Origin of the sequence: Mycobacterium conspicuum (assembly GCF_010730195.1) — a bacterium.
GTDB classification, from domain to species: domain Bacteria; phylum Actinomycetota; class Actinomycetes; order Mycobacteriales; family Mycobacteriaceae; genus Mycobacterium; species Mycobacterium conspicuum.
Genome location: NZ_AP022613.1, coordinates 6,192,195 through 6,205,569, shown reverse-complemented (window position 1 = coordinate 6,205,569; position 13,375 = coordinate 6,192,195). Strand labels below are relative to the sequence as shown.

Annotated in this window: 13 protein-coding genes; 4 read left to right on the top strand and 9 right to left on the bottom strand. The window is 68.9% G+C overall.

The window, feature by feature from the left end:
• The first annotated feature begins 1 nt into the window (after position 1).
• A complete protein-coding gene (locus tag G6N66_RS28630) occupies positions 2 to 469 on the top strand; it encodes a SpoIIAA family protein (RefSeq protein WP_085231848.1) in 468 nt (155 codons plus the stop codon).
• Between the two features lie 6 nt (positions 470 to 475).
• Here G6N66_RS28630 and G6N66_RS28625 read toward each other — a convergent pair whose 3' ends face one another.
• The 6 genes from G6N66_RS28625 to ricR all read right to left on the bottom strand — a co-directional run bounded on the left by G6N66_RS28625 (position 476) and on the right by ricR (position 7,030).
• A complete protein-coding gene (locus G6N66_RS28625) occupies positions 476 to 2,722 on the bottom strand; it encodes a molybdopterin-dependent oxidoreductase (RefSeq protein WP_085231847.1) in 2,247 nt (748 codons plus the stop codon).
• Complete coding sequence (locus G6N66_RS28620) at positions 2,719 to 3,267, bottom strand: TetR/AcrR family transcriptional regulator (RefSeq protein ID WP_085231846.1); 549 nt, start codon at positions 3,265 to 3,267, stop codon at positions 2,719 to 2,721. The genes G6N66_RS28625 and G6N66_RS28620 overlap by 4 nt, the downstream gene beginning before the upstream one ends.
• 63 nt (positions 3,268 to 3,330) lie before the next feature.
• Positions 3,331 to 4,320, bottom strand: a complete 990-nt coding sequence (locus tag G6N66_RS28615; RefSeq protein ID WP_085231845.1) for a L,D-transpeptidase — start codon at positions 4,318 to 4,320, stop codon at positions 3,331 to 3,333.
• 152 nt (positions 4,321 to 4,472) lie between these two features.
• A complete protein-coding gene (locus G6N66_RS28610) occupies positions 4,473 to 5,393 on the bottom strand; it encodes a L,D-transpeptidase (protein ID WP_085231844.1) in 921 nt (306 codons plus the stop codon).
• Positions 5,390 to 6,634 (bottom strand): MFS transporter, encoded by a 1,245-nt coding sequence (locus G6N66_RS28605; RefSeq protein ID WP_085231843.1) that lies wholly within the window; start codon positions 6,632 to 6,634, stop codon positions 5,390 to 5,392. Before G6N66_RS28605 ends, G6N66_RS28610 begins: the two co-directional genes overlap by 4 nt.
• A gap of 96 nt (positions 6,635 to 6,730) precedes the next feature.
• On the bottom strand, positions 6,731 to 7,030 hold the full coding sequence (gene ricR / locus G6N66_RS28600) for a copper-sensing transcriptional repressor RicR (protein ID WP_085231860.1): 300 nt from the start codon (positions 7,028 to 7,030) through the stop codon (positions 6,731 to 6,733).
• A 76-nt stretch (positions 7,031 to 7,106) separates the two neighbouring features.
• Here ricR and ilvD point away from each other — a divergent pair, with 76 nt between their 5' ends.
• Together ilvD and G6N66_RS28590 are read left to right on the top strand one after the other, a co-directional pair.
• Entirely contained in the window at positions 7,107 to 8,810 is a 1,704-nt protein-coding gene (ilvD, locus tag G6N66_RS28595; RefSeq protein ID WP_085231842.1) for a dihydroxy-acid dehydratase, read from the top strand.
• Between the two features lie 13 nt (positions 8,811 to 8,823).
• Positions 8,824 to 9,807, top strand: a complete 984-nt coding sequence (locus G6N66_RS28590; protein WP_085231841.1) for an NAD(P)H-dependent flavin oxidoreductase — start codon at positions 8,824 to 8,826, stop codon at positions 9,805 to 9,807.
• Positions 9,808 to 9,816: 9 nt separating this feature from the next.
• Here G6N66_RS28590 and G6N66_RS28585 read toward each other — a convergent pair whose 3' ends face one another.
• Positions 9,817 to 10,497 (bottom strand): O-methyltransferase, encoded by a 681-nt coding sequence (locus G6N66_RS28585; protein ID WP_085231840.1) that lies wholly within the window; start codon positions 10,495 to 10,497, stop codon positions 9,817 to 9,819.
• An 81-nt stretch (positions 10,498 to 10,578) separates the two neighbouring features.
• Here G6N66_RS28585 and mymT point away from each other — a divergent pair, with 81 nt between their 5' ends.
• The gene (mymT, locus tag G6N66_RS28580) at positions 10,579 to 10,740 is read left to right on the top strand and encodes a copper-binding metallothionein MymT (protein WP_232079438.1); all 162 of its coding nucleotides are present in this window, start codon (positions 10,579 to 10,581) and stop codon (positions 10,738 to 10,740) included.
• Positions 10,741 to 10,767: 27 nt separating this feature from the next.
• On the opposite strand, the gene G6N66_RS28575 is transcribed toward mymT, so the two are convergent.
• Positions 10,768 to 11,220 (bottom strand): PE family protein, encoded by a 453-nt coding sequence (locus tag G6N66_RS28575; RefSeq protein ID WP_163645932.1) that lies wholly within the window; start codon positions 11,218 to 11,220, stop codon positions 10,768 to 10,770.
• Positions 11,221 to 11,297: 77 nt separating this feature from the next.
• Positions 11,298 to 13,370, bottom strand: coding sequence for a glycoside hydrolase family 3 protein (locus tag G6N66_RS28570; RefSeq protein WP_085231859.1), 2,073 nt, complete (start codon positions 13,368 to 13,370; stop codon positions 11,298 to 11,300).
• Between the last annotated feature and the right edge of the window lie 5 nt (positions 13,371 to 13,375).

The following is a 13,375-nucleotide window of genomic DNA, read 5'->3' as shown; positions in this document are numbered from 1 at the left end:
TGTGCTCCTGGAGCGGGGGGATGTTCCCGAGGGCGTCCATGCTCTTGTTGCGCAAGGGACGGTGACGTCCGATGACTATCGCCAGGTCTTTGAGCCGCTGGTCGAGCGAGTTCGGCGAAGCGGGCAGCGGTTGCGTCTGCTCTACCAGTTCGGGCCGGACTTCGACCGGCTGACACCAGCAGCGCTGTGGGCAGACAGCCGGCTCGGCGCTCGCTACCTGCCCCTGCTCGACGGCTGCGCGCTCGTCGCCGACGTCGACTGGGTTCGAGCGCCCGGACGCAGTATCGCGGCGTGGATGCCCTGTCCCATGCGCGTTTACGGCAACGAGCGGCGAAACGAGGCGGCTGGTTGGCTGGCGTCCCTGCCCGCACGCCAACGGCCGTCCACCGCGCAGATGGTAAAGACCTATGTGGGCGGCACCGGCGGCGCGGCGGCCAGCCTGGCGAAGCTCCTGATTGCGCGAAGGTAAGGCAGATCAGACGGGCACTTTTTCGACCACTGGGCAAGCCTCGATCCGCGCGGGCACGTGCTTGTGCCACGGCGTGCCCGCGTACTTGTCGCGCCAGTCCGTCGACGTGAGCGTGTTGGGCGCGACACCGGGAACGACGGTGGCGCCGTCGTCACCGACGTAGTCGAGCCCAAAACCGTTGGGCAGGGCCGCATGTCCGGGCAGCATCGTCTCGGTGATCTCGACGGTGGCCTCGGCGCTGCCGGCCGCCGTCGTGATCCGCGCCCGGCCCCCGGCCGAAAGCCCAAGGGCCTGAGCGTCTTCGACGCTGACGCGCAGCGCTCCGTCGGCGTCGCGTTTGCGCCAGGTCGGGTCGCGGAAGATGTCGTTGGCGGTGTAGGCACGCCGCTCCCCCACCGACAGCACGATCGGCAATTCCGGGGTGGTCAGTTGGGCCGGCGCGGTGGTCAATGCCCTGAGGTCGTCCAGCATTTCGGGGATTTCCAGGGCGATCTTGTGATCGGCGTGGCTGATCAGCGCGAAGTCATCCTCGTAGGTGTGCGCGGTGAACGTCACCCCGGACGGGCTGTCGAGGATCGCGTCGAACAACGCGTTGCCGTCGGCGTGACCGGCGCGCGCGACGGCCTCGGGATAGGTCATGGCGGTCTTTTGGGCCAGCCCCCACAGCGCGGCCGCCCCGGCCAAACCGTCGGGCAGCGTGGGGCCCAGCGTCTCGTAAAGCACGTAGGGCAGCAACTTGGACAGCGTGGGGTTACCGGCCACCGCCGCCAGAAAGGCCTCGGTGTAGGCCTGGCGGCCGTTTTGCGCGGCGTCCCGCAGCGGCCGCAGGTCGGCTTCGTCGACGACGCCGAGCGCCCGCACCAGCCGAGCCCAGATCTCCGGTTCGGGCAGCGTCCCCGGTAGCGGTGCGAGCAGCGGCCGGCGGAGCTGAAAGCCGTTGTGCGGGAACTCGAAATTGAAGAACGTGGCTTCCGGCTTCTCGAACTGGGATGCCGCGGGCAGCACATAGTGGGCCAGCCTGGCCGTCTCGGTCATCGCGACGTCGACGACCACCATCAGCTCCAGCGCCTGAAACGCCTCCCGGCACGCCGCCGAATTGGCCAGCGAGTGCGCGGGATTGCCGCTTTCGACGATCATCGCCCGGAACCGGTCGGGATGGTCGGTCAGGATCTCCTCGGGCACCGCATTGGCCGGAATCAGCCCGGAGATGATCGGGGCACCGGTGACCGGCGTGCGACCCGAGACCGTGCTGAACAGCGGGGCGAACGACGAATGCAGGTGCTGGCCACCTTTTTTCGCGAAGTTGCCGGTGAGGATCCACAGCAGCTTGTTCAGATACGAGCACAGGGTGCTGTTGGGTGCCTGCTGGATGCCGAGGTCCTCGAACACCGCCACGCTGCCGGCCGCGCCGATGCGCCGCGCGGCGGCCCGCAGCAACTCCTCGTCCACGCCGCAGTGCTGCGCATGCTCACCGACCGGCACGTCGCGCAGGGCGTCGCGCACGGCGTCGGCGCCATGCACGTGCTCGGCGAGAAATGTCTCGTCGCAAAGGTTTTCCTGCACCAGCACCGCGGCCAGGGCGGCCAGACACCAGGCGTCGGTACCGGGCCGGACCCGCAGGTGGAAGTCGGCCATCTTCGCGGTGTCGGTGAGCACCGGATCGATCACGATCATCGACCGCGCCGGGTCCTTGGCGATCTCGTTGAGCACGACCCGGGCTCGGGGGAAGCTCTGCGACATCCACGGGTTCTTCCCGACGAACACCGACACCTCGGCGTGCTCGAACTCCCCTCGCGTGTGGCCGCCGTACAGCTGGGCATCGACCCACGATTCGCCGGTCTTCTCCTGCGCCAGCGCGTTGGATCGGTAGCGCGACCCGAGGGCCTTGAGGAACGCCCCGCTATACGCCCCGCCCAGATGATTGCCCTGCCCGCCGCCGCCGTAGTAGAAGATCTTGTCGCCGCCGTAGCTGTCGCGGATGTGCTTGAAACCTTCGGCGATCTCGACAATCGCTGTGTCCCAGTCGATTTCCTCGAAGGTCCCATCGGCACGTCGGCGCATCGGCGAGGTCAGCCGGGCGCGGTTGTTCTGGTAGTGGTCGAGCCGCAACGCCTTGTTGCAGGTATAGCCCCGCGTGCCCGGATGTTCCTTGTCGCCCCGGATGCGGGCCAGCGTGCGGTCTTCGACCTGCACGACGATCCCGCAGTTGCATTCGCACAGGATGCAGGCGGTGGGCTTCCACTCGGCGGTCATCGTGCCTCCATGAAGACGTTGCGTAGTTGACGGTGAACGACGTCGAGCGGCGTCAGGTCGCGCCGCACTCGGGCCAGCACGATCGCGCCCTCGAGCGCCGAGGTGGCCAGCACCGCCAGCTCGTTGGCCCGCTCGGCCGATACTCCGTCGGCGATGAACCGTTGCGCGATCAGGTCGGTCCAGTGGTCGAACGCCGCCGCGGCGCGTTCGATCACGGCCTGTTCGTCCGCCTCGACGGAGACCGCCACCACCGGACAGCCCGCGCGGAAGTCGCTATCGAGCAGCTGCCGGCGGTACTTCTCGATCAGCGTGTCCCACAGCTCGCGGCCGTTTGTGGCCTCGGCGATGCTCCCGGCGACGTGCTCGCCGGCGAGGTCGACGGCCTCGCGCAGCAGCTGCGTGCGCCCGCCCGGGAAGTAGTGGTAGGCCGAGCCCCGCGGGGCGCCGCTGTGCTCGAGGACATCCGAGATGGCGGTGGCGTGCGCGCCGCGTTCCCTGATCAGCAGGGCGGCCGACAGCACCATCCGGTCACGGGGGCTGCGCATATGTATGATGCTATACATAACTCGCGGCCGTGCGGAAGCCTTGCTCAAATACCGCGCCGGAAGCTAGTTGGTGATCCAGTCGCTGGAGCCGTCGTTCTTCTTGTAATTGCCGCCGCTGGAGTTCACCACGATGATCGGATCACCGGGGCCGAAGTTGTCGAAGAACCACTTCGCGTTGCTGGGGCTGATGTTGATGCAGCCGTGGCTGACGTCGCGCTTGCCCTGGTCGTCGACCGACCACGGGGCGCTGTGCACATAGTCGCCGACGTTGTCGAAGCGGACCGCGTCCTCCACCGTCACCTTGTAGCCGTAGGTCGAGTTGACCGGCACGCCGTAGGTCGAGGAGTCCATCACCACCGACGCCTTCTTGTCCTGCACGTAGTAGGTGCCGTTGGGGGTCTGGTGGTTGCCGGACGTCATGCCCATCGACATCGGGAAGGTCTTCTCCACGGTGCCGTTGCGCGCGATGGTCAGCTGGTGCGTGGCGTCGTCGGCCGTGGCCACCAGTTGATCTCCGGTCTGGAAGCTCATCACCGTCCCGCCGGCATCGACGGTCACCGCGGTGTGGGCGGGCCAGAAGTTCAGCGGGCGCCAGCGCAGCTGGGTCGGGGTCATCCAGTAGAACTTGCCCGCAACCGGCGGAGTCGACATCACGTGGACCGCGTCGATGGCCGCGCCCGCGTCGGCAACCGTCCCGGGGAAGTTGATGATGATCGGCTGGGCCACGCCGACCGTCGAGCCGGGTTTCGGAACGAACGACGGCGGCGCGAACGGGGCCTGACCGGTGAACGGTGTCGGGTTCTGCCCCTCAACCGGGCCCACCGCCGCCGGAAAGGCCGGCAGCTGAAACGGGGCGGGCAGCGGCGGTGGCGCCGCGACGGGCGGCGGCGCGGGCGGGACCCCCGGGGCACCCGGATCGGCCGGTGCGGGAACGTTCGGATCACCGGGCGCGGGATCCGGATCCGCGGCCGCGGTCCCCGCCCCCAGCACCAACAGAGCGGCAAGTCCAGCTGCGCTCAGAGCCCCAAACAGACCCTTCGTCCAGCCCGCCATACGCATTCCTCCTGTCGCGGTTCTCGACCAAGTGTCGCATAGCGCGGCGGCCAGCTACCTGTTTCACCGCCGCCAGGTCGCGCGTGGCGGCCCGAAATATCGCGCTGAACTGGCGAGCTATGAATAGGAGTGAGGTTGGCCCAGCAACGTCGCTACAGCTGCCAGTCCTGGGCGCCGTCGTTCTGGGTGTAGGAGCCGACGGAGTTCTTCACCACGACGGGGTCCCCGCTGCCGAAGTTGTCGTAAAACCACTTCGCGTTGCGCGGGCTCAGGTTGATGCAGCCGTGGCTGACGTCGCGCTTGCCCTGGTCGCCGACCGACCAGGGCGCGCTGTGCACGAAGTTGCCGCTGTAGTCGATCCGGACCGCGTCGTTGACCGTCACCTTGTAGCCCCACGACGAGTCGGTCGGAACCCCGTAGGTCGAGGAATCCATCACCACCGAGGGCATCTTCTCGAGCACGTAGTAGGTGCCGTTCGGGGTCTGGTGGTGACCGGCCGACATCCCCATCGACATCGGGAAGGTCTGCACCACGGTGCCGTTGCGGGTGATCGTCATCTGATGCGTGGCGTCGTCGGCCGTGGCCACCAGCGAGTCGCCGGTATGAAAGCTCGACCTCGCGCCGGAGGCATCGATGTTCACGACGGTGTTGGCCGGCCAGAATTCCAGTGGGCGCCAACGCAATTGGGTCGGGCTCATCCAGTAGAACTTCCCCGGCACCGGTGGATTCGACGAGATGTGGACGGCTCGTTCGGCCATCGGCCGATCGGCGATCGGCACCGGGAAGTTGATGATGATCGGCTTGGCCACGCCGACCATCGAACCGTCGAGCGGGTTGAACGTCGGCGGATGGAACACGGGTGCGCCGACGTACGGTGTCGGGTCCTGCCCGGGAACCGAGCCCGCCGGCACCGGGAGGGCCAACGGATCGGGCCCCGCCATCGGGGGTTGCGGGTCGACCGGGTCGGCCGCGGCGTTCGGATCGCCGGGCGGACCCGGATCCGGATCCGCGGCGGCGGTGCCGGTGTTGAGCACCAGGCCCACCGCGCACGCGACGAGGAAACCCGCCCTCATGGGCGCGCCGCCGCGCCTTCTTCGGCCACGTCGAACGTCTGCCGGTTGGCCGCCATCCCGATCAGCGCGACACCCACCAGGCTCGCCGAGGCGGTCAGCATCAGCGCCACGCTGCGCTCGTAGATGAGGCCGCCGGCCAGCGAGCCGGCCATGATGCCCACCTGGAACGCGGTGACGTACAGGCCCGACGCGCCGTCGGGGTCGTCGGCGCCGCTGCGCATCGCCGCGGACTGCAGCATCGGCGTCACCCCGGTCGCGGTGGCGCCCCACAGCACGATCGCGCCCGTGCCGATCAGCGCCATGGCCGCGGTGGGCCGTGAGCCGAAGGCGAGCAGCGTCAGCAGCAGGAACGCGGCCGTGAGCCCGGCCGTGCAGCACAGGATGGCGCCGCGGGGCCGGCGGTCCAGCGGGCGCGCAACCAGGGGCACGGACAGCACTCCGGCGAATCCGTAGGCAGCCAGCAGCCAGGCCAGGTTAGGTCCGCGCACGCCGACGACGTCGCGGATGATCACCGCGATGTACGTGTATGAGACGAAGTGGCCGGTGACGCCGATCATGGTGATCACGCTGACGATGATCAGCCGCCGATTGCGGTGATGCCGCGACCGCGGACCGACGTGGGCGAGCTGATCCGTGGTGAGCACCAGCTCGGGCAGCATGGTGCGCGCGGCCACGGTGACGATGGCCGCCGCGACGGTGACGCACACGACCGCCAGCCGCCAGCCCCACATCAGGCTCATCGCCGCCGTCAGGGGGCTGCCGAGCACCAGCGCCAGGCTGGTTCCGACATAGATCGATGTCGTCGCGCGCCCGGCATGGCTCGGCGGAACCAGCCGGGTCGCGATCGGCGCGATGACCGACCACAACAGGCCGTGGGTGATCGCGCAGAGCACCCTTCCCGCGGCCAGCACCGCGAAGTTGGGCGCCAGCGCCGAGATGAGCTGCGACAGGGTCAGGCAGGCCAGGCTGGCGACCAGCACCCGCCGGCGCGGCACGTGCGCGGTCCAGCGCACCAGCGGAATGGTGGTCAGCGCCGCCACCAGGGCATACCACGACAGCAGCGTGCCCACCAGCACCACGCTGACGTTCAGATTCCGCGCGATCGCCGACAGCGCCCCCACCGGCAATAGTTCGGCGGTGACATAGATGAACGCCGCCGCGGCCAGCACAGCGAGCTGCACGGCGATCCGTGGCGTCCACGGTCGGGTGGCAGCGCTGGCGGCTCGGGTTTCGGCAGTCATAGCGTGGGATGTTGCTGACGCGATCACACTGACCCTAACCGTACGCACAGCAACCGCGCCTAGTGCGCACCCCCGCGGCGCAACACGCCCCGCAAATCAGGAGCGAACGAGGCGCGCGATCGCGGCCGAGGCCTCGGCCAGCTTGGTTTGGGCCTCGTCGCCGCCCTCGGCCACCGCACGGGTGACGCAGTGGCTCAGGTGCTCGTCGAGCAGGTTCAGCGCCACCGAACGCAAAGCGTTGTGGGCCGCGCTGATCTGAGTGAGGACGTCGATGCAGTACTTGTCCTCGTCGATCATCCGCGCGATGCCCCGGACCTGTCCCTCGATGCGCCGCAGCCGCTTGGCGTAGCTCTCCTTTTCCTGCGTGTATCCGTGTGGCTCCGACGGCGTAGTCATGCCGTCATGGTACTCCATACCCCGACGGGGTATAACCCGCAAATACTGCCTTGCCCGCGCCGCGCATACTGGCACGATGCCCGCAAATAAGTCCCCCGATATCAAACCCCGCAGTCGCGAAGTCACCGACGGTCTGGAAAAGGCCGCCTCCCGTGGCATGCTGCGCGCGGTAGGCATGGGCGACGAAGACTTCGCCAAGCCGCAGATCGGTGTCGCGTCGTCGTGGAACGAGATCACCCCGTGCAACCTCTCGCTGGACCGACTGGCCAAGGCGGTCAAGGAAGGCGTGTTCGCGGCCGGCGGCTACCCGCTCGAGTTCGGCACGATCTCGGTGTCCGACGGCATCTCAATGGGCCACGAAGGCATGCACTTCTCGCTGGTGTCGCGTGAGGTGATCGCCGACAGCGTCGAGACGGTGATGCAGGCCGAGCGATTGGACGGATCGGTGCTGTTGGCCGGCTGCGACAAATCGCTGCCGGGCATGCTGATGGCCGCCGCCCGCCTGGATCTGGCCGCGGTGTTCCTCTACGCGGGGTCGATCCTGCCGGGGGTGGCCAAGCTTTCCGACGGCAGCGAGCGCGAGGTCACCATCATCGACGCCTTCGAGGCCGTCGGGGCCTGCGCGCGCGGGCTGATGCCACGCCAGGACGTCGACGCCATCGAGCGCGCGATCTGTCCGGGCGAGGGCGCGTGCGGCGGCATGTTCACCGCCAACACCATGGCGAGCGCCGCCGAGGCGCTGGGTATGTCGCTGCCCGGCAGTGCGGCGCCGCCCGCCACCGACCGGCGCCGCGACGGCTTCGCCCGGCGCAGCGGTCAGGCCGTCATCGAGCTGCTGCGTCGCGGCATCACCGCGCGCGACATCCTCACCAAGGAGGCGTTCGAGAACGCCATCGCGGTGGTGATGGCGTTCGGCGGCTCCACCAACGCGGTGCTGCACCTGCTGGCCATCGCGCACGAGGCCGACGTCGCGCTCTCGCTGGAGGACTTCAGCCGGATCGGTTCCAAGGTGCCGCACCTGGCCGACGTCAAGCCTTTTGGTCGTCATGTGATGTTTGACGTCGACCACATCGGCGGGGTTCCCGTGATCATGCGGGCCCTTCTGGATGCGGGCCTGCTGCACGGTGACTGCCTGACCGTGACCGGCCAGACGATGGCCGAAAACCTCTCGGCCATCGCCCCGCCCGACCCGGACGGCAAGGTGCTGCGCGCGCTGGACAACCCGATCCACCCGACCGGCGGCATCACCATCCTGCGCGGCTCGCTGGCGCCCGACGGCGCGGTGGTCAAGTCGGCGGGCTTCGATTCCGACGTGTTCGAAGGCACCGCAAGGGTTTTCGACGGCGAGCGGGCCGCGCTGAACGCCCTCGAGGACGGCACCATCACCCACGGTGACGCCGTGGTGATCCGCTACGAGGGGCCCAAGGGCGGGCCCGGGATGCGCGAGATGCTCGCCATCACCGGTGCGATCAAGGGCGCGGGACTGGGCAAGGACGTGTTGCTGCTGACCGACGGCCGGTTCTCCGGCGGCACCACCGGGCTGTGCGTCGGGCACATCGCCCCGGAGGCGGTCGACGGCGGACCGATCGCGTTCCTGCGCGACGGCGACCGGATCCGGCTCGACGTCGCCAACGCCACGCTGGACATACTGGGCGATGCCGACGAATTCGACGCCCGCCGCAAGGATTTCACGCCTCCCCCGCCGCGCTACAAGACCGGCGTGCTGGCCAAATACGTCAAACTGGTCGGCTCAGCGTCGGGCGGTGCGATCTGCGGCTAGACCGCGCGACGACGTGGACATCGCAGATCGGCTCCGGCTCGATGTACCGGTGGGCCAGGCGGGGATGGGCGGCGGACTCGCCGGCGCCGCGCTGGCGGCCGCGGTGGCCGGCGCCGGTGGACTCGGCACCCTCGGTCTGGTCACGCCTCCCCAGCTGCGCGAGGCGATCGGCCAGATGCGTGCGGGGGCCCCAGGCCGCGCGGTCGCGGTAAACCTGTTGCTGCCCTTCGTGACTCGCCGCCACGTCGCGGTGTGCATCGACGCCCGCGTCGACGTCGTGGTGCTGGCGTTCGGGGAGAATCGCCGGCTCGTCGAGCATCTGCGCGATGCCGGCATATTCGTGTTCCTGATGGTCGGCACCCAAGCGCAGGCGCGCAAGGCCGTCGCCTTTGGTGCCGATGGCTTGATCGCACAGGGGCGGGAAGCCGGCGGCCACCTCGTCGGAACCGTGCCGGCCCTGGACTTCCTGCCGCAGGCGTTGGCCGCGGCCGGCAACCGCCCGGTGTTTTTGGCCGGCGGAATCGCCACCGGTGCCGACACCCGCGCCGCCCTGACGGCCGGGGCCAGCGGTGTGATCGCCGGAACGCGATTCCTCATGACGCACGAAGCCAACGCCAACCGCGAATACCAACGACGAATCCTGCACGCCGACAACACCATCGAGACCAACCTGTTCGGGATGTCGTGGCCGCTGCGGCACCGCGTGGTCCCCAACGCCGCCACCCGACGGTGGTGCCACGACGACGGCAAGGCCAAGGCGCTACCCGCGGCCCTCAACAGGGTCAGCGGTCCGTTGTCGGTGCTGGGATATCTGGACGCCGGCGCCCTGCTGCGGCTGCAATCGCCGGCGCGACCGATCTTCACGCCACTGGCGCCGGTTGCCGAGATGCCCGATGCGTGGGTGGACCGCGCCGCGCTGTACGCCGGTGAAACCGCACGGCGGATCAGCGAAATCACCTCTGCCGCAAGGGCGGTCGACGATCTCAGCCCGTCCTAGGCCTTCACGCTAGCGCACCAGGGCCAGCGCGAAGCCGTCCCAGTGCTTGGCGCCCACGGTCTGGATCGCGGCCGCGGCCAGCCGCGGGTCCGCGCCCATCAGCCGCAGCGTCTCGCGCACCGCGCTGGCCGCGACATCCTGTGACGTCGCGGTGAGCACCCGGCCTTCCCGAATGACGTTGTCCGCCACAATGACTGCGCCGGGACGCGCCAGTCGAATCGCCCACTCCACGTACGCCACATAGTTGTCCTTGTCGGCATCGATGAACACCAAGTCGAACGGGCCGTCGGTCACCGTCGGCAACGTGTCCAGTGCGGCGCCCACCTTGATCTCCACCCGATCGCCCACGCCCGCGCGGTCCAGGTTGGCCCGCGCCACCTCGGCGTGCCTGGGCTCGTACTCCAACGTCACCACCCGCCCCTGCGGACCCGCGCCCCGCGCCAGCCAAATCGTGCTGAAGCCACCCAGCGTGCCGATCTCCAGGATGCGGCGCGCCTGGATCGCGCCGGCCAACAGCGACAGGAACTTGCCCTGCTGAAACGAGACCGCGATCTGTGGCAGCCCGGCGGCGTTGCTGGCGGCTAGCGCCGCGGACAGCACCGGGTCGTCGCCGACGAGCGTGCCGTCCAGGAAGGCGTCGACGTCTTGCGGGGTGGGTGCCGGGGTGGGTGACGTGGATTTGTCGGTCATGCCCACCACGCTAGCGTCGCGGTCTTGCCTTATACCCCTACCGGGTATAGGCTTAGGACCCATAAGCGCCCGCCTAGAGAGATGAGGATGACGAAAATGGCGAACTACGAAGAAGGCACCTTGCTCACGTGTGGCCATGAGGGCTGCGGATGTCGCGTCCGCATCGAGGCCGCCTGCCACTGCTCCGGCTCCGGTGAGCCCTACCGCTGCACCTGCGGCGACGAGTTGGTTCCGGTTCAATAACCCCTGCTCAGACGGCGCCGTCGGTTGTCAGCCGACGGTGCCGCATGGGCCCGCGCCGTTGCCGTAGAAGTTGACGAAGCCGCCGGCACCGCCATTGCCGCCGCCGATGATCCCGCCGGCGCGACGCTTGCTGCTCACTACGATGGCGTTCCCGCCTGATCCGCCGGAACCGGTGCCACCCCACAGCGGGTCGGTGTTCGCCGCCTCGGCAAGGGCATAGGCCGCCCCACCCGAGAACAGCAGCCGCACGAACCGGGCGTGAAACGCCGCCGATTGCGCGCTCAGTACCTGGAACTGCTGGCCATACGTAGCGAACAACCGCGTGACTGCCGCCGACACCTCATCGGCGGCGGCGGGTGCGATCGACGTCGTCGACGGTGCCGCGGCGGACGTCGCCTGGCTGATGTCCTCCCCGACCCCGCTCAGCCCAGCCGACGCCGACGCTAAACCCTCGGGTGAGGCGTTTAGATCGGACGACACCACGGGCCCCCGTCATTCCAAAGGAAACTCGGAAAATGCACAGACCGTCCAAAGCACTTTACGCGCGTGGAATTGATTTAGGGCGGTTGTAGCGCGCCCCCGGTCAGCTCGACCTCGGCCATCAACCGCGGGGCGACCGCCGACGCGCCCACCACCACGGTGTAACTGCCCGAGCGGATCCGCCACCCGCCGTCGTGGCGGGCGAGCAGGCGCGGATCAGCCTCGATGGTGACGCGGCGGGTCTCGGCGGGTTCCAGCTCGACGCGTTCGAATCCCAGCAGCCGTAGCCTTTGCTCGCCGGGCGCGGCGGTCAGGTACAGCTGAGGGACGTCCGCCCCGCTGCGGTCACCGGTGTTGGTGACGCTGAAGCTGGCCCGCACGGTGTCGCCGCCGCTCACCACCAAGTCGCCATAGTCGAAGTCGGTGTAGGACAACCCGTGGCCGAACGCGAACATCGGCGTTTGACCGGTGTGGGCGAACCATCGGTAGCCGACCTCGGCGCCCTCGGTGTAGCGGATCGTGCTCGGCGTCCCGAACGGGGCGCCGAGGTCGGGGAGCTCCGGGCGCGGGGTCTGACCCAGATCCACCGGGAAGGTGATCGGCAACCGGCCCGACGGGTTCACTTGGCCGGCAAGGATTTCCGCGATGGCCCGCGCGCCGGCCTGGCCCGGATACCACGCCTGCACAATGGCGTTCACCGAGTCCCGCCAGGGCATGGCCACCGGGTTGCCGGTCTCGAGCACCACGACCGTGTTCGGGTTGGCGGCCGCGACGGCGGCGATCACCGCGTCCTGACCCCACGGCAGCGACAGGTCGGCGCCGTCGAAGCCCTCCCCTTCGACGCGGATCGCGAACACGATCGCGATGTCGGCCCGCCGCGCGGCGAGCACCGCCTCGGCCGGACTGATGCCGGGGTCGAACTCGATCTGCGCGTGCGGCAACTGTTTTCGCAGCTCGCTGAGTGGCCTGGACGGCAGCAGGTACAGGTTGCGCAGCCCGGCTGTCAGGCCGGCGCCACCGATCGGGATCACGTCGGCGAAGCCGCCCGGCGGGACGACCGCGCTGGACCCGCAGCCGATCGGGACACCGGTGTGCGCGTAGCCGCCGATGACGGCGATCCGCGCGGCCGAATCCGGCCCGAGCGGCAGCGCGCCGCGATTCTGCAGCAGCACGATTCCCTGCCGTGCGATCTCCAGCGCAATCTCGTTGTGCCCAAACATATCCGGCGTATCCGCGGCGGTGTCCCATCGGTCGATTTCGACGGCGTACATCGACGTCAAGATCCGCCGGACCATGTCCGACAGCCGCTCCCGGGAAAACTCTCCTTCGGCGTGGGCGGCGCGCAGCCGATCGGTGAACGCCTCGGACTGCCACAGGATGGCGTCGATCTGCGCCCCGCACTCCTGGTCGAGGCCGCCCAGCGCGCACTCCCAGCTCGGGGTGCCGCCCCAATCGGACATCACCCAACCGCGATATCCCCAAACACCTTTCAGCACCTCATTGAGCAAGACGTGGTTCGCCGAACAGTAGTCGCCGTTGACCTTGTTGTAGGCCGCCATCACCGCGCCGGGCTGCGCGCGCTCGATGGCGATCTCGAAGGCCAGCAGGTCCGATTCGCGGTGTGCGTCGGGATCGATGACCGCGTCCAGCCAGTGCCGGTTGGTCTCGTTGCAGTTCAGCGAGTAGTGCTTGACCGTCGCGATCACGCCCTGCGCCTGTATGCCGGCGATCGTCTCCGCGGCCATGGTGGCGCTCAAAAGCGGGTCCTCCGAAAGGTATTCGAAGTTGCGGCCGTTGCGCGGATCGCGCGTCAGGTTCATCGCGGGGGCCAGCTGGACGTTGAACCCGCGGCTGCGGGCTTCCCGGCCGATCGCCTCGCCGGCGGCCCGCGCCAGCGCCGGGTTGAAGCTGCCGGCCAGCGCGAGCGTGGCGGGCAGCGCGGTGGCGGTATCGCCGGGACGGAAGCCAGGATTGGTGACGCCGAGGCCCGCGTCACTCATCCGCAGCGCGGGGACACCGAGCCGGGGAACCCCGGGCACATAGCCCGCGCTCATCGCGATGCCGGGCGGGATGCGTTCGTCGTGCAGGGGCCAGGATTCGCTGGCTCCCATCACCGCGACAAGCAGCGAGAACCGCTCGTCGTCGGTCATCGATT